Below are 20636 nucleotides of genomic sequence, written 5' to 3' on the forward strand. Positions count from 1 at the left end.
GCAAAATCCGTTGACTGTAATGAGTGCGTTATTGAAGCTGTACCGGGCCGCCGCTGTAGGCGAGGCGGTACAGTTTCTCCAAATCTGCCGCGTTAACGTCGCGCGGGTTGGTTGGCGTGCAGCTGTCGTGCAACGCCTGCGTGGCCAGTTCGCCAAGGCAAACCTGGAAGCGGTGTTCCTCCACCCCTGCGGCTTGCAGATTGGCCGGTAGCTGCATTTCCAGTTTCAGCGTTTCGATCGCCACCAGCAGGCTATTGACGCCATCGCGTACCGAGGTGCTTGGCAGCCCCAACAGGCGCGCCAGAGCGGCATATTTGTGCGCGGCCGGGGTATCGCAGTTGCCGTCAACGTCGGCATTGAAGGCGACCACCGAGGTCATCAGCAGCGCATTGGCTCGGCCATGCGGTATACCAAACATGCCGCCGAGGGCGTGCGCCAGGCTGTGGGTAATGCCCAACGATGCGTTGGTGAATGCCATTCCAGCCATGCATGAAGCGTTATGCATTTTTTCCCGTGCAGGCAGATTGCTGCCCTGTTGGTAGCAGGTCAGCAGGTGGCCGAATACCATCTGCACCACTTTTTCGGCCATCGCATCGCTGAAGTCGCTGGCCTTGCGGGAGACATAGGCCTCCAGGGCGTGGCACAGCACATCCATCCCGGTATCGGCGGTAATACTGGCCGGCACCGACTTCACTAGCTGAGGATCGAGGATGGCGATGTCGGGCAGCATGAACTCGTCCACCAACACCAGCTTTTGGCTGCGGGACTTGATCACCGAGAAGCTGGTGACTTCGGAACCGGTGCCGCTGGTGGTGGGGATGGCGACAAAACAAGGCTTGCTACGGCCGCTGTCTTTACGGCAATGCCACAGCGCATACATCACCGCCTTGGCGGCATCGATGACCGAGCCGCCGCCCAAGGCAATCACCAGATCCGGGTAGTCGTCATCCATCAGCTTCATGCCGCTGACGATGGCGGAAATATCCGGGTCTGAGGCCACCTCGTCATACTGACGGCAGCGGATCTGTTGCTGTTGGAGCAGGCTGGTCACCCGCTCGGCCAAGCCAAACTTCACCATCGCCTGATCGGTGACCAAAAACGCCGAGCGTCCAGGCAAGCTGCTCAGCGCGAGCAGCGCATCCTCACCGAAATGGATTTTTGGCTTAATCAGAAACTCATTCATGCCTACTTCCTCTTACTCTTAACGCTCCCGGTGAACCTTCTCGACAATGGCAACGATCGACATGGCCTTGTAGCGGTCTTTACTCAGTGCGAAATACTCTTCCACCAACACCAGATCGTTTTCACCGGCACCGACGCTATCGACGGCAACGTAGGTGCGATCTTTGATGGCTTCCAGGTCGTCACCCAGCGCCGTGACCAGTAGCAGGTTACTGCCGCGTAGTTCGTCACTTTTCTGTGTGGCCACCACATGGCCGGTTACCTTTGCGAGGAGCATGTTTTCACCCTTGTTTGATGTGTTACCGGGACAGGCGTCCAAGCACTTCAGTAATGATCCGTTCGACGTTTTCTTCGGTGATGTCATTGGCTGCGGCGTTAACCACTGCGCGGGTGACCGCCCCGAAACGATCGTCGCCCTGGGCATACAGCGGTGCTGGTGCGGCCTGCGGGGTTACCGCCGCCGTTGGAGCTGCAAAGCGGTTATCGTCGAAGATGCTGGTGCTATGGTTGATTGGCGCGCTGCACGGCTGAGCTGCGGGTTGTGGTTGGCGCAGATCCTCGATGCTACGAACGCCATAGCCGACTTTACGTACGTTCAGCAGGTTCATCGGGCCGACGTTGTCCGAGCTGGAGCCGCCACCGACGGCACCGCAACCGAGCGTTAACGCAGGTATAAGATTCGTGGTTGCGCCAATGCCTCCAAGCGCGGCGGGCGTATTGATCAGGATGCGGTGCACCGGTTTTTGCAGCGCAAACTCGCGGATCACCTGCTGGTTCTGGGTGTGGATGACCAGCGTATGCCCCAGGCCTTCGTTGGTGAGCAACTCCACCACGCGGTCACAGGCGCTCATCCAGTCTTCTTCGATGTACAGCCCCAGCACCGGGCAGAGTTTTTCACGGGCGTAAGGGTTTTTACGCGAGACGCTGTTTTGCAATGAAATCAGTACTCTGGTGGTCGCAGGTACGCAGAACCCGGCGCGTTCGCTGAGGTAGATGGCGGTTTTGCCCACCACTTCAGGATTAATCATGCCGTTCGGGCGTAACAGGATATTGGCCAGGCGGGCAGATTCATCGTCGTTCATGAAGTAGCAGCCCTGAGCCAGCAACTCGCGGTGTACATCCTGATAGATGCACTTTTCCACGATGATCGACTGCTCAGAGGCGCAGATCACGCCATTATCGAAGGTCTTGCTGGTGATGATGTCTTTCACCGCCTGCTGGATATTGGCGCTGCGTTCGATAAACGCCGGGCCGTTGCCTGGGCCACCGCTGATGGTTGGCGTGCCGGAGCTATAGGCCGCACGAACCATGCCTTCGCCGCCAGTAGCCAGGATCAGCGCGACGTCTTTGCTGTGCATCAGAGCTTTGGTGGCTTCCAGCGTCAGCTGGGTCAGGCCGTCAACGATACCTGCTGGGGCACCGGCCTGAAGCGCAGCCTGCTTGACGATTTCAATCGCCCGCTGGCTGCACTGGCGCGCATTAGGGTGCGGGGAGAAAATAATGGCGTTCCCGGCCTTCAGCGCGATCAGCGTTTTATAGAAAATAGTTGAGGTTGGGTTGGTGGACGGCACCAGGGCAGTAATAACCCCTAACGGGACGCCCACGTCCATCACTTTATTCTGCTGGTCGTCACGAATAATACCGACGGTTTTTAAATCCTTAATATGCTCAAAAACTTTTTCAGAGGCGAAAATGTTTTTTAACACCTTGTCTTGCCAATTGCCGAAGCCGGTTTCTTCATGGGCCATCTTCGCCAATTCTTCGGCATGCCTGGCCGCTTCGCTGGCAATATGTTTAATAATGCCGTCGATCTTTTCCTGTGAATATTTGGCAAACAGCAATTGTGCCTGTTTGGCATTTTTAATCAGCGTGCGAGCCTGCTGAATGGATTGTAAATCCGGATCTAATGTGGTCATTAGTCTATTCCCCTGAATAGGAGTTTAATTTTTTACTTGCTGCAATCGGGTAGAGTACTTATCTGCCACCGCCGGTGATCAGGCTGAATTACGCCTTATGCTGTGAGGCAATTTTCTCAATATCATTATGTGGGCGTGCAATAACCCGGGATGAAATCACTTCGCCAATTCGGCTGGCAGCTTCAATACCGGATTCCACCGCTGCGTTAACGGCACCCACGTCGCCTTTCACCATCACGGTGACCAGGCCGGAGCCGACGTTTTCATAGCCAATCAGTTCAATATTGGCGGCCTTACACATGGCATCGGCGGCTTCGATGGCAGGCACCAACCCTTTGGTTTCGATCAATCCGAGTGCATCTTTCATCAGTGAATTCCTTGTTATTCGGTGATTTTGTACTGCGAGATGATTTTCTGGATATCGTTATGCGGGCGGGCAATGACCAGTGAGGTAACCACTTCACCCACGCGTTTGGCCGATTCGATACCGGAATCCACCGCCGCCTTGACCGCGCCCACGTCGCCTTTCACCATCGCGGTAACCAGGCCGGAACCGACGTTCTCATAGCCGATCAGCTCCACGTTGGCCGCTTTGCACATCGCATCGGCGGCTTCAATACAGGCCACCAGCCCTTTGGTTTCAATCAATCCTAATGCGTCACCCATGATCCGTTCTCCTTGATGCGCTGTTTACGCTTTGTGCTTAATCACGATTTTGTTGATGTCGTTGTGTGGGCGGGCGATAACCAGTGAAGTCACTACTTCACCCACGCGTTGTGCGGATTCCACGCCGGAATCGACGGCGGCTTTTACCGCACCGACGTCACCTTTCACCATGGCGGTGACCAGGCCGGAACCGACGTTTTCATAGCCGATCAGTTCGACGTTGGCCGCCTTGCACATGGCATCCGCCGCTTCAATACAGGCCACCAACCCTTTGGTTTCGATTAAGCCTAATGCATCACCCATTGTTGTTTCCTCCACAAAGCCGGTTTATGAGTTGTCATCTGCTGTGCCGTTCGGCCATGAGGGGATCAAGGTTTCCGACGGCTAAGGGCACTATACCCCTCCGGTGGTTATTCAAAATATAAATTCATTAATCGATATCTATTTAGTTTTTTGTTCTAATAATAAGCCTCTATTTATCCCCTGTTTATCTTTTTGCTCTGATAATCAGCCCGAGAATAGTTCTGCTCCCTGGCAAGAAATGGCGGGTTTTGGCATTCACTTAAGGGCGGAAAAGAATGTTAAATCTATGGTATTCAAATGGGTTTTTTAGGTAGCGGAGGGGCTTGCAGACTGTGGAGTAGCGCAGGTTTTTGCCGTGGCTATTTGAGTAGCTTCACGTGCTACATATTGACCGCCGTTGTTACTGATATCACCGTACTAGCTCCCTCTCCTTTTTGGGGAGAGGATTGGGGGTGGGGGAAATAGCGATCGTCGAATAACCGGTAGGCATTATGACTATCAGGGGGGTTTTTGGGGTAATGAGAGGCAGGCCAGAGGCTTATGACAAGGGGGAACAGCTTTGCTGGGGAACGGGCGTTACTCTAACTGGCTGCCGGGTTTTAACGCGCAGATAAACAATGGGGAGTTGATCGAACTGAGCAGCACGGTGTCGGCATTGATTTTCCCCATTGCCAATTGCAGGCCGTCGTGGCTGTCTGACATTTCCCGCATAAAGTAATCGAAGATCACGTCGGGTGATTGATCGATAGAGGACTTGCTGGAAACCCAGCGGTTGATCTGATAATAGCGGGCGCCGGGGGAAACGCGCTTGCTGGTATAATCAAACTGTACGTAGCGTTGCAAATAAAGCCAGCCTACCTCGGAGTCTGAATATCCTTCCACCACGATCGAACCTTTACCTTTGGCATTAAAGTTAAAGTGAATATTGACGTTAACGGATTCAGTGACGGTGTCTTCAAAATGCATAATGGCTTTGGTTGAGCAGTTTAAAATATCATCGCGCCGGATAACATTCTGCTTAACGGTGATAAATAGTGAGACCAGTAGCAATATGATAGAGACGGCAAACAGCCTTCTCCCCCAGCCGATTGTTTTCATAATTTATTTCCATGAATAATAAAAATAGTTATCGCAGTAGCTGAATGTATTATCTTGATGTTTGGCACAGTGTGCGAGAAACGTCCGGCCTAAACCGTTGGATTGCAGCTTATCACCATAAAAGAACAGAAAACGTTCGTCTTTATCATACTTGATGTTCTTTTTTTCTTTGACGGCAATAAAGTTTTTCAGGTAATTGTCGCGCATTCTTGGATTTATCATGGTGTCGGTGGATAACACCTCAATGGGGTCCTGCGCGACGGGGGTGAAGGTGAGAGGGGTCAGGCTGCCGTTGTTACTCCACGACCAGCCGATCAGCGCGATGGCCAACAGCGATATCATCGCCCCGGCATAACCCCAGTAGCGATCGTTGCTGGTGATGACCGCCGCTACCGGCGTTGGTTCTGGAGCCATCTCGGCAGAGGATTGATGTTCGCTGGCATGTATCACCGGATGCACCAAGGAATCATCGATCACCTCGATCGTCAGCTCTGGGTTGATTTCTAGCCGGCCCCTGGCCACGGTGACGATCACGTTCTCAATGCCATAACGGCGGAAGGCTTTACGCAGGATGCTCAGGTACTGATTCAGGTTGCTGTTGGAGGACATCAGCCCGTTGTCGTCCCACACTCGCTGCATCACCGTATCGCGGCTGATCACGCCAGGATGCTGGATCATGAAGAACAGCAGGGCGTTGGCAGTGATGGTGAGCTGGCTATCTGACTTGCCGCCGTCGTCCAGCTTTAGCGAGCCTTCGGTGGCGTCATAAATAAGAAAGGCATTAATTTTGTATTTCATTATCGCCCCTGGGTGATTGGCTGCCCGCGAACCGCGGAGGTTAAAGCTCCTCGAAGGTCATTGCCGCCAGCCTCGTCACCAATGCAAGCCGCTCTTCCGGCGTCATAGTGACTCCTTCCGTGAGTTCAGAAAGCCATAGGCCGTCTGCACCATAGCGCACCAAGTTACCTACGTAGCTGCGATCCAGTTCATCGGCGTTGGCCAGATGTTGCAGCACCCAGTCCCGCCAGCATTTACGCAACACCATTTCATGCGGCATGGCCAGCGACAGCAGGGCCAATTGACGGCTGGTGTCGCTTTCACTGATGCCTGCCAGGTACATCAGATAGGCCCGGGAGAAGCGCCCGTGTGGGTTATCGTCCTCGGCCATTAGCGCCATAATGCCGCGATCCATCACGGCCAGCAGGCGAATAAACAGCGCGTGGATTAGCTCCTGCCTGCCGGGAAAGTGGTGTAGCAGCCCGCCCTTGCTGACCCCAGCCTGTTTGGCGACGGCGTTTAACGACAGCGCGGCAATCCCATCTTTGGCTGCGATGATACTAGCGGCTTCCAGCAGCTGCTCTTGCAGCCGTTCCGGGTCTTTTTTGCGATGCACGTGGGTATTCATGCGGCGATCATACCGACCAGCCGGTATGTCATTTTTGATCGAGGTCAATCTGCTTCCCCTAAAGGTCAGACCAATCTTGAATAATGCTAAGTAGGTCAAACTATTTTATTTATCAATCAATTAGGAAAGCTTTTACTAGCTTAATCGAGGCGGGGAATAGGCGTGGAAGTTAATTTATGGCACGTGCGGTTCCCTCTCCTTGTGGGAGAGGGCCAGGGAGAGGGGCGTTTACAACAACCAATCCAGTATCAGGACACCGACCAGGCTGATCGCCCACGCTATAGTAGTGGGCACTGACCAGACCATCATCTGCTGCTTCACGTCCTTAATCCCCATCATCCGGTTGACGACCCAGAACATGCTGTCGTTAAAGTAGCTGAAGAACAGTGCGCCCATGGTGGCGGCCTGCGCGGCAGCGAGCATATTGACGCCGGGCAACTGGCTAACAATAGGAGCTGAGATAGACGCTGCGGTGATCATGGCAACGGTGCCCGACCCCTGTATCAAGCGCACCAGCGTAGCGATAAAGAAGGGGATTAACACCGGAGACAGTGGCAGATTGGCGACGTGCTGAGCCAGCAAGGTGCCGGTGCCACTTTCACGTAATACCGCCCCTAGCGCGCCACCGGCACCGGTCACCAGCAAGATAATCCCAGCGGCCTGCAAGCCTTCCTCCAGCCGCTCCAGCGTCTCGTGCTTGTCGACCTTGGGCATCAGGGTGTAAACCGCCAGCAGGACGCTGATGGCCAACGCAATCACCGGTGCGCCGAGGAAGGCAAAGGCTTGTCCCCACAGGCTTTCCCCCAGCCAGGACATTCCTTCAGCCTTGGCCAGCATAGTGTTCACCGCATTGATAAAGATCAGCACGATGGGGGCGATGATTGGCAGCAGCGATAGCGCTAAGCTCGGCAGCACCTTGGCTTCTTTCTCAGCCAGATAGCGTTGGTGGGCGGCCCGTAGGTCGTCCGGCTCATCTTCCTGGTTTTCCGGTGTAAAATCCGGGTAATAGGTGCCGAGCCAGCGCGCATAGATCACAATGCCGATCACGCAGGGAATGGCTAACACCAGCCCGGCCAGCATCATGGCGCCGATATCCACGCCGAAGATCCCCGCCACCCCTAATGGACCCGGTGTTGGGGGCACTGCGTGATGGGTAATGATCAGGCCACCCGCCAAGGCTACGCCGAGTGTCAGAAGATTGCGTTTGCCCTTCTTGGCCAGCGCCTTGACCAGCGGATAAAGGATGACGAAGGCCGAATCGACAAAAATCGGGATGCTGACGATATAGCCGGTGATCGCCAACGCCCACTCTTCGCGTTTTTTACCCAGCCACTTGATAAAGCTGAAGGCGATCTGCTCCGCCGCGCCGGAAACCTCCAGCACGCGGCCCATCATCACCCCCAGGCCAATAACAATCCCGATACTGCCGAGCGTGCTGCCAAACCCTTTGGAGATGGTATCTACCGTCTGCATGGCGCTCAGCCCGCCGCTGAGTCCGGCGATAGAGGCTGCTGCCAGCATGGCGATCAATGCATGAACCCGCGTGCGTAATACCAGCCACACCAGTACGAACACGGCCACCGCCAAACCAATGATGGGAGTATAAAGTGCCATAATCAGCTCCCGGCCTGTGGCATCTCATCACGCATAAAGGCGCGGATGATCTGCTGGAAGTTTTCATCGGCACGGAACCCCAACGCCAATGCACGTTGTATATCGAAGTTGCCCGGCCAACTGGCGACAATGCGATTGATGGCTTCGTCCGGCACAAAGTTCACCTTGGCGCGAGCCTGCTCACCGGCCACCTCTTCCAGTGCGGCTAGCATCTGCTCTACTGTGACGCTGATGCCGGGCAGGTTGACGATGCGTGAGGTGCCGAACTGCACGGCAGGCAACGTGGCGGCATGGATAAAGTTGCGTACCACGGTGCCAGGGCTGGACAGCCATAGCGTCAACTCTGGGGAGACCGGGCATACCGAAGGCTCCCCGTGCAATGGTTCACGGATGATGCCGCTGGCAAAGGAGGACGCTGCCTTATTCGGCTTGCCGGGGCGCACGCTGATGGTGGGCAGACGCAGCACCCGCGCATCGACAAATCCTTTGCGGGCGTAATCATTGATCAACAGTTCACACAGAGCCTTTTGTGCACCGTAGGAGGATTGTGGCTGCACGGCGCACTCATCGGTGACGGTGGCCGGAAGCTGGCCGCCAAACACCGCCAGCGAGCTGGTGAAGATAAACTTCATTGCCGGGGCATTGCGGCGGGCGGCTTCCAACAGTTGGCGAGTGGCGTCAAAGTTCACCTGCATCCCGAGATCGAAGTCGCTTTCCGCATGGCTGCTGACGATGGCGGCCAGGTGATAGAGCACGCTGCAATCGTTGTCGATCAGCCGATCGGCGGCATCGGGTTGAGTGAGATCGAGCGCCAGGCAGCGAACTCGCGGATCGGCTAGCGGGGCGTAAGGTTGTTGGATATCTGCCAGCACCAGTTCGTCAAAAGGTAGCGTATTGTCTTGCAGCAGCGCGGCTGCCAAGCGTTGACCCAAAAAACCTGCGCCGCCAGTAATGATGACCTTCATGGTTATATTCCTTTGTAGGGGGTGTTATCAGAGGTTGATGCTGTGCAGCCGCACGCCACGCTCTTGGAGTTGTTGCTGCGTTTCTGGCGGCAGGGCGGCATCGCAGATGATGTCGTCGAGCGCCGTCAGTGGGCAGACGCGAAACATGCCGTACTTGCCGTATTTACTGCTGTCGGAGACCAGTACCTTGCGCCGGGCCACGTCTAGCAGCGCCTGTTTCACCAGCACTTTCTCTTCGTGCGGGGTAGATAGGCCATGTTCTAAATCCCAGGAGCTGGTGCTGATAAAGGCCACGTCAATATTCAAGGTGCGCAATAGCATGGCGGCGCAGCTGCCGACGCAGGAATAGTTGCGCTGATCGACCCGCCCACCGGTGTGAAACAGGTTGAGCTGGGGGCGATTCATCAGGTGCTGGATAATGGAAAAATCGTTGGTGACTACGGTCAGGTTGAAGCGTTCGGCCAGCTGGCGGGCGATCTCGAAGCTGGTTGTGCCCGCGTCCAGATAGACCACTTGGCCATCTTCGACCAACCCGGCGGCATATTTGCCGATTGCTCGCTTCTGCCGGTGATGCAGTTGGGCCTTCTCTTTGTAGGCCAGCTCCTGGCGTAGCGCGTCACTCAGGCGCACACCGCCACTGACGCTGATCACCTTGCCTTCTTCTTCCAGTTGATGGATGTCGCGCCTGACGGTCATATGTGAAACGCTCATCAACTCGGCCAGGGCCACGATGGTGACCAACTGATACTCATGTACATAGCGATAGATAAAATCGCGGCGTTCCGATGGGATCATGCTCAACTCCTGGTCGGTAGCGATGGTGCCGCTGGGTGGCTGTTATTTTTTGTTATGTTATTAATATTCAATCATTGGATTTAACAAATAAACGAGGGTTGTCACAGAAGGGTGGGTGAGGAGTTGTCGCGTTTATTGGTATAAAATTATTTATATTCAATATTTTGTGATTTTATTTCTCGAAAATGGGAGTCACAGAAGGTTGTGATGAAAAGTGTGAGGTGTAACAAAAAAGTGCAGGATGGTGGTGAGGGGATTGCCGGGCTCGGACAGCATGCTGACAAACTTCAACGGGTGCAAAACGTAGGAGCGCTGCATGCTGCGCCCGTTAATAGCTTGAGCCCTGCACCACTGTTCCAACACCTTCTAGCCGCGTTGACTGGGTAAGCTCAGGGTAATAAATAAGCAGAGTAAGCCGAAAAAATCGACGGGTGACGTTTTTTTCAACATTCAACTCGTTGAATGCTTGATAAGTGTTGCGCGAGGCAAGTGGGAAGGTATAATGCCCACGTTTTCCGCATACTACTTCAGTGCCGAAGTGGCGAAATCGGTAGACGCAGTTGATTCAAAATCAACCGTAGAGATACGTGCCGGTTCGAGTCCGGCCTTCGGCACCATTAGTCAGTACGCAAATCAAGTCGCCTTCGAGCGGCTTTTTTTGTGCCTGAAATTCAGTATTCGCAAGGCTTCTTGAGGTTTTTCAGACAACCTGATTCAATCAACATCAACTTGGGGTTTACGTACGAACGTCTGCAATTTGCTTTGCCACCGGATTGATTGAACGGAAAAACTCAGTGATTTCATTGCTAACCAGTGCTCAGTACTCTAGTAGAACAGTAGGCTAGGTGTCGTATGTTTGCTAGGGTTATCCATTCGCAACTCTAAATGCTTCAGACATTCTTTCCTGCTCCCGAAGAGATAGTCCCAAACCATCAGCAATTGTCCTCCATTGAGCCACGATCCCCATAAAGTTTTCAATAATTTCATCGGCCTGCGTCAAGCTCAAACGGAAATATTCAGCGACTTCACGTGCCAGTTCGAGATCTAGTGCATTATCTGCTTCGGTGATATTAAGCTTTAGGCCGTCAGACCAAGGAACGGGGTTCATATCGTAGGCTTCAGAAAGCCGCCAGCCTTTACCAGGGACCAAAATGAAACCATGATTGCGTAGGTGATCATCGGTGTTAGAGACAAGAATATTGAAAACAATCCTTGACCAGAGTTCTTGCAGGTCGGTTTTTGTTTGTGCGCCATGTCTTATCAGGACGTCTGCAAGTTCAAGATAACTGACACCTGTAGAGGCATCATCACCATCTTGATGTCTGGTCATTGTCATGGCAGAAGCAAAATGAAGGCGCTGGCCGGATCCTGTACGGTCGAACCGACGGACCATAAAGCAGTGGTAATCGCTGGCATATTTATGCGCTTCAGCTGTTGCGACGTTCAGCCCACAACCCACGGCGAGAGCATTGGCCACCATCTCCCAGCCGCCAACATCGTAATCATCTTTGGTGCTGGGAAATTTTGCGATATAGAGATGGCCATGCTTGTCCACGACACTTGCTTTGGGCCTTGCGCCACCTAGAGAACCACCCGGAGCAATGAGCATCCGCAGCCATTCCTGACCCTGTAGGGATGTATTGTCTGGATCATCTTCTAGTGCGCGGCTTGCCCTTTCTAAAGCGTGAATTTCGGTAAAGGGAGGAGCCGCTTCGTCAGCTCGGTTATCAAGAAATTCACCTTCATCATTAAGCTTGTAGCGTAGGGCCCCTACTCGATAAAGATCATGTACACCCAAGAGATAATTTGATTCGTATAGCCTGGTTCCTTCAGTTTGGATGCCGGCACGAATATCCCGTTCAAGGCGACGCTTCATCAGTATTCGGCCCCAGCGATCGGGACTGGAGTCGCCAAATATGCCGAATTTATCCCGTGGGTGAGTGGGGTACTGGGCACCTTCGAATAAAAGAATTTCTGGATCAAGTTGCAAACGATTGAGGTCGGGATCGGCCAATGCTAGAGGGTCATACTGAAATTCAAATAACTCTCGCGTACGAGTTTGTCGGCTATGCAGGAAGCCAACTCGCTTTGGCCCGTGCATTCCATCCCAGTCTGCATATACCCCAATCATCGCCATCGTTAGCTCCCTTTGATTGACTTCTTCAATGGTTTTAGCAGAGCAACCAGATCGGCCGACGTTGTGCCTGTCGTTTTGCGGGCCGTATTGTTTGCTACGGAGCCAGCTTTTGTTGTTGCAGCTGCCTGTTTGTCTGATCTTTCGTACCTGTAGGCAACCTCAGGGCGCGGTTTTTTGTCTGCCGGGGCTTTACTTGGTTTTGCCTTGGAAGTGAAAACGATGTCGTTCTTTATCAGCCGGGAATCCTGAAGTTGGCGACCTAGTTGATCTTCGGCGGCCAACTGATTCAGATCGTTTTCAAGCCCTAACACCTGCATGACAGATAAATATGCACCTATAGTAACGCCTGCTCCCCCTGCCTCAAGCGAACGCAGTGTCATTGGCGACATACCTGCCCGTTCTGCCACCTGTTTGGCCGTTAGTTTGCGCCGAAGACGCGCAAGTTTCAGCCGCTCACCAAAATCAGTCAGCAATTGGTTAGTTGTAGGAAGTAATGGTGCTGTTTTTTTCGCCATGATGTCAATATTTTATCTTTTTAGTACAGATTACGCCATAATATTAGCATAATTTCGACATGAAGCAGCAAGGGGATGACGTGTGATACTAATATTTTTACTAAAAATGGTTTAAAACGCCAGAATATTAGCACTTTTGAAACTGCTTCGAAGGAGGGAAGGGGATTTGTACGTATTCACTGCCCCGTATCTGCATCGTCCATTTATGCAACGTCTGTGTTACCTGGGCTCTTATGTTCCTTGCAGATAGTCAACTCGTACTAAAAGCACCCCGCTGAACCTCTGGGGCGTCTAGCTTAAGGTTTGGCCCGCTTTCCAGCTTAGCCAGCAAGGATTATCATACTATCGAGACTACAGATCTAGAGAGTGTGCTATGCAACATATTATTGAAGGTTTCCTCAGTTTCCAGAAAGAGATTTTCCCGCAGCGTAAGGAGCTCTTTCGCAGCCTTGCCTCCAGCCAGAATCCTAAAGCGCTTTTTATTTCGTGTTCTGACAGCCGCCTGGTACCCGAGCTGGTAACCCAGCAAGATCCGGGGCAGCTTTTCGTTATCCGTAACGCAGGCAACATCGTCCCTTCCTTTGGCCCGGAGCCGGGTGGGGTGTCGGCGACCATCGAATACGCGGTTGTGGCGCTAGGCGTTACTGATATCGTGATTTGCGGCCACTCGAACTGCGGCGCCATGAAGGCTATCGCTTCTTGCCAGTGCCTTGACCCGATGCCTGCTGTTGCTCACTGGCTACACTATGCGGACGCGGCCAAAGCGGTGGTAGAGAAGAAAACCTGGAATAGCGAAATCGACAAAGTTAACGCTATGGTTGAAGAGAACGTGATAGCCCAGCTAAATAATATTAAGACTCACCCGTCCGTTGCCGTTGGGCTGCGCGACAACGCACTACGCCTGCACGGCTGGGTGTACGACATCGAAAGTGGCGAGATCCGCACGCTGGATAAAAATACCAAGAATTTCATTTCGCTGGCGGATAACCCCGAGGTGTACTTCGAATAACAGATGCTTGACTATGAGTGGGACCGCTCCTGGGCAGAAAACCAGGAGCCTTCTGCCTGGCGTCCTTATCTGCTATATTCGCCAGGTGGAAATTATTTAAGCAATCGGGGGTAGGTCGTTAATGGAAAACGAAGAACATATCAGTAACATTATAAAAACGCACCTCGAAGCGACATTAAACGATCTCGGGGAATTTATCTGGGCATATGTGGTGTTATCGAAAAAAGATATGTCCTGCATCTTTGGGGTAACCAACTATCCTGGTGAGTGGGTAGAGCATTATAAAGCCAACGGTTTACAGTATACCGATCCGGTGGTGATCACTGCGCTGAACCGCCTAACGCCTTTTTCATGGGATGAAAATCTGATGACGGGGGGAGGGTTTCATTTTTCCGAACTCTTCGAGCGGGCCAGGAAATTTGGGCTGAATAACGGCTATACGTTTGTATTGCATGATTATAATAATAACCTGGTCACGTTATCTTTTATTCTTGCCCCTGAAACCAGAGCGGAATTAACCCAAACGCTGATCAAGAATAAAGGTGACATCTCTGTTTTACTGGCGTCAGTGCATGAGATATATCTAACCCTGAATTCGCTGTCAGAAAAAAACGCCTCTCGCTCGGAAAAAAGCGCCCAATTTACCGAACGGGAAAACGAAATCCTCTACTGGGCCAGCGTGGGCAAAACCTATCAGGAAACGGGGATGATCCTGGGGATCACTACGCGTACGGTCAAGTTTCATATGTCCAACATCGTCAAAAAGCTTGGAGTCGCAAATGCCCGGCATGCAATACGTCTAGGTGTGGAACTTCAACTGATTAAACCGGTTAGTTGATTACAAAGAAGGCTCAGCCGCCAGCGGCCAGTCGTTCAGCCTGGTTTCGTCCGCTGTGCTGTACTTGCTGAATATCTTGGCTTTTAGCTTCCTCTGGCTCTCAGAGTCGACATGGCCGAGCAATAGATAGACCGGCTCATCTTTCTCGGAAATACCGGTTTCCAACACGGTGACATTCCAGCCGGAGGTTCTGATGATGTGCATCATCGGATGGCTGGCGACGGCAAGAATGCCATCATAGTGATGTTGCCGCGCGTAGTTAATCAGTGAGAGAAACAAAGCCATAGTGACAGGAAACTTACGGCCTAACAGCGAGTGGGTTCTTTCTTTATCCACGAAGAAACGCGTGGATTCAATGTAGTTGCCTTCTGGAATGTTGACATTGTTAAAGAATGAGGAGAATGTACTGTTCAACATATTTTGGTATTTCATGTCTATCATCCTGGTTCCGCATATAATCATGCCGTTCTCCACGCCGAAAATATAATTGGTCTTGTCATTATCAAACTGATCGACCTCCTTGCCGTCAGAGCAGTCGACAGCCCATTGCAGTCTGTCTTTAAAGGTATTTTTTCTTAACATAAAGAGATCTTCAGATTTCTCATTGCTCATTGAAGCATAGTTAACGCTGTAAATATTAAACATAATGTCACCTGTGAATGAATATATAGAGATAAGTTCATCCGGTAACATCAGTGAAGTTTCATTAAGAGCATGCCGGTACAAAGGAATGATAATGCTTTTTAATAGATTTACGCTAACCTTATTATAGGAATAAACGGGTTTTTAGCCGGTGTTGGGTGGGGCGTTTTAGGCGACACTCTGGGCTTAAAAGTGATATGTTTCTTAGCACGTGCGGACCCGAGGGAGCGGCAAGCATCGCGAACGCAGCAACGGTAACTTTTACCCATTTTTTACAACTTTATACAGATAACAGACAACTCGCTGGCCGAGACGGGCAAGAATGGATTCGATTCTTTTGACAAGGAGCTTCACCATGGATCTGAAATGTATTTTTGCGTTATTCACCCTGTCGGTGTTGCCATGGAGTGCCAGTGCCGCTCCGGCTGCCCCCAAGGTCGTCGTAAAGTCTGAAGTTGCCTCGCCAGTGGTGTTGGAAAATACCCAAGATAAAAACTACCTGAAAATCTCGTTGGTGGGCTATCCGCTGCCGCAGGAAAAACGCAGCCCGATTAATCTGGCGTTGGTCATCGACCGCTCCACCTCAATGAGTGGCGATCGTATCGAAAACGCCAGAAAGGCGGCGATCGCCGCTGTTAACATGCTCAACGGTAATGACACGCTTTCGGTCGTTGCCTATGACTCGGGGGTTGAGGTGGTGATCCCGGCTACCAAGGTCAAAGATACCAAAGAACTGATTAATAAAATTAACAAAAGTATTGAGCCGCGTGGGATGACGGCGCTGTTTGCCGGGGTGAGCAAGGGCATCGATCAGGTGAGCAAGCATCTGGATAAAGAGCAGGTTAACCGCATTGTTCTGCTTTCCGACGGGCAGGCCAACGTTGGGCCAACCTCCAACAGCGAGCTGGCTGAGCTGGCCAAACTGGCGGCCAAGAGAGGCATTGCCATCACTACCATCGGCATTGGTGATGGTTATAACGAAGATCTGATGACCACCATTGCGGGCTATAGCGATGGCAACCATGCCTTTGTTGAGCAATCCAGCGATCTGGAAAAGACCTTCGCCCACGAGTTTAACGACGCCATGTCCGTGGTGGCGCAGGATGTGGTGGTGGTGATCAAAACCGCCGATAAGGTTACGCCGGTTCGTCTGTTGGGGCGTGATGGCAGCATCAGCGGTAATACGGTCACCGTGAAACTGAACCAGCTGTATTCCAATCAGGAAAAATATGTTCTGCTGGAAGTGATCCCGGCCAAGGGCAGCAACGCCCAGAGCAAACCGCTGGCCGATGTGAATGTGCGTTACGCCAACCTGAGCACCAAACAGGTGGATACCTTCAATGAGAAGGTGGCGGTGCGTTATAGCCAATCCGCTAAGGACGTGAGTGCCGCTCAGGTTGATGAGGTGCTGGTGGACTCGGCCATTCAGAAGGCGGCAATTGAAAATGAGCGCGCGGTAGAGCTGATGGATGCAGGCAAAATGGAAGAAGCCAAACAGGTATTTAGCGCTAACGCGGCAGCCTTGGAAAGTTTGCCTGTCAGCGCCGCGCCAGCCAGACAAAAAGCCGAAGCCAGCGCGCAGAAGAACAAAGACCTGATGGGTAAAATGGAGAGCGACAGCAAGGAATCGACCCGTAAGGCCGTGAAAGAACAGAACTACAACATCAAAACCCAGAAGAACCAGTAGCAGGGAGCTTAATGAGCCAGCGTACTTCCAGAAGTTTGACGGTTTTTATCATCATCACCGTGGCGGTCTTCAGCCTGATCGCCTATCTGGGAGTGCGCACCCTTGAGCACGAAGTGTTGCTACGCCATTACCAATACCAGACCATGGCACAAACGCGCGTTACGCAAGCCAGCGACAGCGTTATGGATATTCTGCGGCAGAAAGCGACACGGCTGGACGCGATCACCGACTACATTCAACCCAACGAACAGGCGCTCAAGGAGCTGGTCGAGAAGGATCACGACATTGATGGCGTGTTTGTCCTGCAGAAAAATCGGTTGTTGTACCCCAACGAAAACGGCCCGCTGAGCCAAAAAGAACTCGCCTGGGTTCAGGCCATTACACCGCTGGTGAACGATCCTTCCTTGCTGTATGGCCAAAACGTAAAAAGCGAAATGGCTATCCCACAATCCGGCTGGTATATCACCGGCGAGGTGCAGGAGCCGCTGTTGATCTACTGGCGCACTATCGGCAGCGAGACCATCGGATTTCGGGTTCCTTATATCAAACTGCTATCGGACGTGATCAATGCGGTTAACTTCGATTTTGGCAAAGACACGCTGGTGCTGGTAGAGAACGGACGCCTGCTGTACCAAAGCAATCCTTATATCGAGCTGGGAAACCTGCAGCCGTTGGCCGAACAGAGCCTGCCTTATCCGCTTACCGGCTGGCAGGTGAGCTATTACGGCAAAGCGGCCAGTACTACGGCGGTCTACCTGTGGGGCGGGGCGTTTATCCTGCTAATGCTGGCCATCATGGGCTTGATCATTTTCCGCCTCTACCGGGAATACACCCAGACGGCACGGCTGGCGCGCCAGCAGGTGGGTTTTGTCAGTCAGGTGTCCCACGAGCTGAAAACGCCGCTGACTAATATCACGCTGTATGCAGAGTTGCTGAAAGAAGAGCTGGATGAACAGCACAATGAAGGACTGCGTTACCTGGACGTGATTATCGGTGAGAGCCAGCGCCTATCGCGCCTGATCCAGAACATTTTGAGTTTTACCCGCGAGCCGAAGCTGCACATTCAGCCCATTGACCTCAACCCGCTGCTGGCGAAGATTACTCAGACTTTCACTCCGTCATATCAGGCCAAGGGGATGACGATTTCCCTCTCATTATGCGAAAGCGTGGTGGTGCAGAGTGATATCGATCGCCTGACGCAGATTATCAATAACCTGCTGAGCAATGCGGAAAAGTATGCCACGGCCGGGAAACAGGTCGATGTGCAGGTGGAGTGCAGTGCGGACAATGTGGATATCCACGTGCGGGATTATGGTGACGGTATCGCCGAGAAAGAGCTCAGGATGATTTTCCTGCCCTTTTACCGGGTGAAGTCAGGTATTACCGAGGGCGTATCAGGCACCGGCATTGGCCTGACGATTGCCCAGCAGTTGGCGCACAGCCTGGGCGGGGAGATCCTGGTGGCTCAGCAGTCGCCTGGGGTGCGCTTCACCTTGCGGCTGGCGCGTAACCTGATTACAGCACCGTAGCCGCTGTTTTTGGATAAGTGCCGCAGAGTGACTTCTATACCTGACAACAACCGCGCTCTAGCTCCCTCTCCTTTTTGGGGAGAGGGTTGGGGTGAGGGGAAAACACAGCGCTGTAGCTGATGATATCGCCCACGTCAGGCGGTAATCGCCACCGCTAATAGCATTAATTACAGGAAGTCGTAATGAAAATACTGGTCGTTGAAGACGATACGAACATTCGCCAGGGATTGGTCGAAGCGCTTTCCCGCGAGGGCTACACCCTGATCGCCGCAGAGAATGGCAAAGTGGCGTTGGAGATGTATCAGCAGGAAAAACCGGATTTTATCATCCTCGATATCATGATGCCGGAGCTGGATGGATACGCGGTATGCCGAGAGATCCGCAAACAGGATGAGCAGATCCCGATTATCTTTCTATCTGCCAAGGATGAAGAGATCGACCGGGTGGTCGGGTTGGAGCTGGGAGCAGATGATTACATCAGCAAGCCGTTTGGCATTCACGAGATCCGCGCCAGGATCAAGACCATCGCCCGGCGTTGCCTGCGTAGCAAGACCGCGCAGCCAGATGCCAGCTTTTGCTTTGGTGATTTAACCGTGTACCCGAATGAGCTATGCGCTCTGCGCCAGACGGCGAGGTTGGAGCTTTCACTGCGCGAGGTGAAAATCCTGGAGTGCCTCTATCAGCACAAGAATAAGGTCGTCACGCGCGAGATGCTGTTCGATGCCGCCTGGGGCTATGATTTCCTGCCTAACAGCCGCACGCTGGATCAGCATATCTCCAAGCTGCGCAAGACCATTGAGCTCGATGCGAATAGTCCGTTGCTGATCCGCACCGTGTATGGGATGGGGTATCGGTATTTGGGGTGAGGGTGGGCCGACATAACGTTCGGCCCAAAAGGGTTACTTCAGGGAGTGGAGCATTTTTAGCATCGAACTATCATTGGCGGTTTTAATTTTTTCGTAATATATGGGGTCTGAGATTGGTGAATCCCAAGTATGGATGTCGTTTTTATTGAATGGAATGCATTCCATAGCAACAGTTTTCAATTGCTTTATTTTTCTATCGTATTCATTCATGTCATCAAGAGTTAGCTTTAGGCTTTCCGTTCTAGCGTTAGTTATTTTAGTTGGGCAAATTAGCTGAATGTCACCTAAAGTGAAAATGTTTACGCCAGTGATAAAGAAACGACTGGGCATGTCTGGGTAGTATCTAGTATTCCATAATACACCATTAAACATAGTATGATGGTGGGTTTGGTTGTCGATATAGAAATGGTGCGTACGCCAGTCACTGATGCCCGATAGATTCATGGTCATATTTATAATCATATTAGGTATTGGGCGAACAAGTAGTGATAAAACCACCAGGGTTGTCGGTATGGAGATTAAAATTACGCTAATGCTACGTAGCATCTCACCATTCTTCTTTTCATTAATATAGATTACCCCTGGTAACATACTTAGCATGGAAAACATGAGGCTTAACATAGTAATTAAAGCTAGCTGTACGAAATCGTTACTGCCTTCGGTAAACTCTAATTGTTTCAGTAAAAATGATAGCGGAAGGATTTGCACAATTGCCGGAGTAAGCAGTAAAAATGGCATCATTATTTTTGTGGGTGTTTTCTTAAGAATGCTCTCTTCTTCGCTGTTATCTTGTGAAAGATATTTTTCTGATTTCAAAATTTTCTTATTTGTTAACCAAAAACTGAATGCTGTTGAAGTTAGCAAGAATAATGCGCTTGTTAGATAACCACTCCAATCGAAGAAATAATGAATCGAGAAAGATATCATTAATAATAGGCACGATGATAAACTGTTAAGAATGCCAACGGAAGCGAAGTTATGGGCGATTCCGTCATATTTTTTAATATCTTTTTCGTAGTTTGAGAAAGTGATGATTAGCATCAAGGATGAAACAAATAAAAAAATGCTGAAGCCCAATATTGAAAAGATAGCAAACCCTAAGATGATCCCCATGATTGACTTGACACTTGCCGCATCATGAAAGATATCTAACCTATCGATATTTGACAGGTAAAGCCATATGATTGCAAGAGTTAAACCTGTAATGAACGCAGATGAGGTGATAACGGATATGATAAATTTCTTATTTAGCATTTTTGGTGTTGAGTTATTCATGGGATGAATTCCTTTTCTGAATGTGCTCGGTAAATTATTTTTAGTGTATGCAACAAATAATCTGTAAATTCAATTTATTTTTTTTGTTGCTACTTTTTATAATTACTCAGCTAATCACTAGTGCTAATAGAATACCTGTCAGCCTAAACTTGTTAGGGGCATCGCGTTAGAGGCCTGAATTAATCCGCACCGAT

21 protein-coding genes and 1 tRNA gene are annotated in these 20636 nt (G+C 51.5%); 6 read left to right on the top strand and 16 right to left on the bottom strand.

Annotated elements, in window-relative coordinates:
• Window positions 1-28: 28 nt before the first annotated feature.
• The 12 genes from KGP16_RS03090 to KGP16_RS03145 form a co-directional block, all read right to left on the bottom strand.
• Window positions 29-1183, bottom strand: coding sequence for a 1-propanol dehydrogenase PduQ (locus tag KGP16_RS03090; protein ID WP_223500812.1), 1155 nt, complete (start codon window positions 1181-1183; stop codon window positions 29-31).
• An 18-nt stretch (window positions 1184-1201) separates the two neighbouring features.
• Window positions 1202-1459: a EutN/CcmL family microcompartment protein gene (locus KGP16_RS03095; RefSeq protein ID WP_037376589.1), complete on the bottom strand. Its 258-nt coding sequence runs from the start codon at window positions 1457-1459 to the stop codon at window positions 1202-1204.
• Between the two features lie 22 nt (window positions 1460-1481).
• Window positions 1482-3098 (bottom strand): acetaldehyde dehydrogenase (acetylating), encoded by a 1617-nt coding sequence (locus KGP16_RS03100; protein WP_209524039.1) that lies wholly within the window; start codon window positions 3096-3098, stop codon window positions 1482-1484.
• A gap of 88 nt (window positions 3099-3186) precedes the next feature.
• Window positions 3187-3465 (bottom strand): BMC domain-containing protein, encoded by a 279-nt coding sequence (locus KGP16_RS03105; RefSeq protein WP_021179127.1) that lies wholly within the window; start codon window positions 3463-3465, stop codon window positions 3187-3189.
• Between the two features lie 14 nt (window positions 3466-3479).
• Entirely contained in the window at window positions 3480-3764 is a 285-nt protein-coding gene (locus KGP16_RS03110) for a BMC domain-containing protein (protein WP_021807825.1), read from the bottom strand.
• Between the two features lie 24 nt (window positions 3765-3788).
• On the bottom strand, window positions 3789-4067 hold the full coding sequence (locus KGP16_RS03115; RefSeq protein WP_004249182.1) for a BMC domain-containing protein: 279 nt from the start codon (window positions 4065-4067) through the stop codon (window positions 3789-3791).
• Window positions 4068-4643: 576 nt separating this feature from the next.
• Window positions 4644-5165, bottom strand: a complete 522-nt coding sequence (locus KGP16_RS03120; protein ID WP_223498806.1) for a FidL-like protein — start codon at window positions 5163-5165, stop codon at window positions 4644-4646.
• Between the two features lie 3 nt (window positions 5166-5168).
• Window positions 5169-5963 (bottom strand): winged helix-turn-helix domain-containing protein, encoded by a 795-nt coding sequence (locus tag KGP16_RS03125; protein ID WP_021807827.1) that lies wholly within the window; start codon window positions 5961-5963, stop codon window positions 5169-5171.
• 40 nt (window positions 5964-6003) lie between these two features.
• Window positions 6004-6570, bottom strand: coding sequence for a TetR/AcrR family transcriptional regulator (locus tag KGP16_RS03130; protein WP_223500813.1), 567 nt, complete (start codon window positions 6568-6570; stop codon window positions 6004-6006).
• 228 nt (window positions 6571-6798) lie between these two features.
• On the bottom strand, window positions 6799-8187 hold the full coding sequence (locus KGP16_RS03135) for a GntP family permease (protein ID WP_223501489.1): 1389 nt from the start codon (window positions 8185-8187) through the stop codon (window positions 6799-6801).
• Entirely contained in the window at window positions 8187-9149 is a 963-nt protein-coding gene (gene denD, locus KGP16_RS03140; protein WP_223500814.1) for a D-erythronate dehydrogenase, read from the bottom strand. The genes KGP16_RS03135 and denD overlap by 1 nt, the downstream gene beginning before the upstream one ends.
• Window positions 9150-9176: 27 nt before the next feature.
• Window positions 9177-9944 (bottom strand): DeoR/GlpR family DNA-binding transcription regulator, encoded by a 768-nt coding sequence (locus KGP16_RS03145; protein WP_021179134.1) that lies wholly within the window; start codon window positions 9942-9944, stop codon window positions 9177-9179.
• Window positions 9945-10476: 532 nt separating this feature from the next.
• Between KGP16_RS03145 and KGP16_RS03150 the strand changes: the two genes are divergently transcribed.
• Window positions 10477-10561 (top strand) — tRNA-Leu (locus KGP16_RS03150).
• A 248-nt stretch (window positions 10562-10809) separates the two neighbouring features.
• Here the strand turns inward: KGP16_RS03150 and KGP16_RS03155 are convergent.
• A complete protein-coding gene (locus tag KGP16_RS03155; RefSeq protein ID WP_059199595.1) occupies window positions 10810-12081 on the bottom strand; it encodes a type II toxin-antitoxin system HipA family toxin in 1272 nt (423 codons plus the stop codon).
• Window positions 12082-12083: 2 nt separating this feature from the next.
• Complete coding sequence (locus KGP16_RS03160; protein ID WP_021807854.1) at window positions 12084-12596, bottom strand: helix-turn-helix domain-containing protein; 513 nt, start codon at window positions 12594-12596, stop codon at window positions 12084-12086.
• 373 nt (window positions 12597-12969) lie between these two features.
• Here KGP16_RS03160 and KGP16_RS03165 point away from each other — a divergent pair, with 373 nt between their 5' ends.
• Both KGP16_RS03165 and KGP16_RS03170 read left to right on the top strand, forming a co-directional pair.
• Window positions 12970-13605, top strand: a complete 636-nt coding sequence (locus tag KGP16_RS03165; protein WP_021179138.1) for a carbonic anhydrase — start codon at window positions 12970-12972, stop codon at window positions 13603-13605.
• 121 nt (window positions 13606-13726) lie between these two features.
• Window positions 13727-14443 (top strand): LuxR family transcriptional regulator, encoded by a 717-nt coding sequence (locus KGP16_RS03170; RefSeq protein WP_021179139.1) that lies wholly within the window; start codon window positions 13727-13729, stop codon window positions 14441-14443.
• Here the strand turns inward: KGP16_RS03170 and KGP16_RS03175 are convergent, their stop codons facing one another.
• Window positions 14444-15088 (bottom strand): acyl-homoserine-lactone synthase, encoded by a 645-nt coding sequence (locus KGP16_RS03175; RefSeq protein ID WP_223500815.1) that lies wholly within the window; start codon window positions 15086-15088, stop codon window positions 14444-14446. It abuts the gene before it with no gap.
• 352 nt (window positions 15089-15440) lie between these two features.
• Here KGP16_RS03175 and KGP16_RS03180 point away from each other — a divergent pair, with 352 nt between their 5' ends.
• From KGP16_RS03180 to KGP16_RS03190, 3 genes are all read left to right on the top strand, one after another.
• Window positions 15441-16772: a VWA domain-containing protein gene (locus KGP16_RS03180; protein WP_209524037.1), complete on the top strand. Its 1332-nt coding sequence runs from the start codon at window positions 15441-15443 to the stop codon at window positions 16770-16772.
• An 11-nt stretch (window positions 16773-16783) separates the two neighbouring features.
• Window positions 16784-18301: a sensor histidine kinase KdpD gene (locus tag KGP16_RS03185; protein ID WP_223500816.1), complete on the top strand. Its 1518-nt coding sequence runs from the start codon at window positions 16784-16786 to the stop codon at window positions 18299-18301.
• Between the two features lie 182 nt (window positions 18302-18483).
• Window positions 18484-19167, top strand: a complete 684-nt coding sequence (locus tag KGP16_RS03190) for a response regulator transcription factor (protein ID WP_223500818.1) — start codon at window positions 18484-18486, stop codon at window positions 19165-19167.
• 33 nt (window positions 19168-19200) lie between these two features.
• Here the strand turns inward: KGP16_RS03190 and KGP16_RS03195 are convergent, their stop codons facing one another.
• The gene (locus tag KGP16_RS03195) at window positions 19201-20442 is read right to left on the bottom strand and encodes a hypothetical protein (RefSeq protein WP_223500820.1); all 1242 of its coding nucleotides are present in this window, start codon (window positions 20440-20442) and stop codon (window positions 19201-19203) included.
• Window positions 20443-20636 lie beyond the last annotated feature (194 nt).

The organism is Serratia sp. JSRIV006 (assembly GCF_019968685.1).
GTDB lineage: Bacteria > Pseudomonadota > Gammaproteobacteria > Enterobacterales > Enterobacteriaceae > Chania > Chania fonticola_B.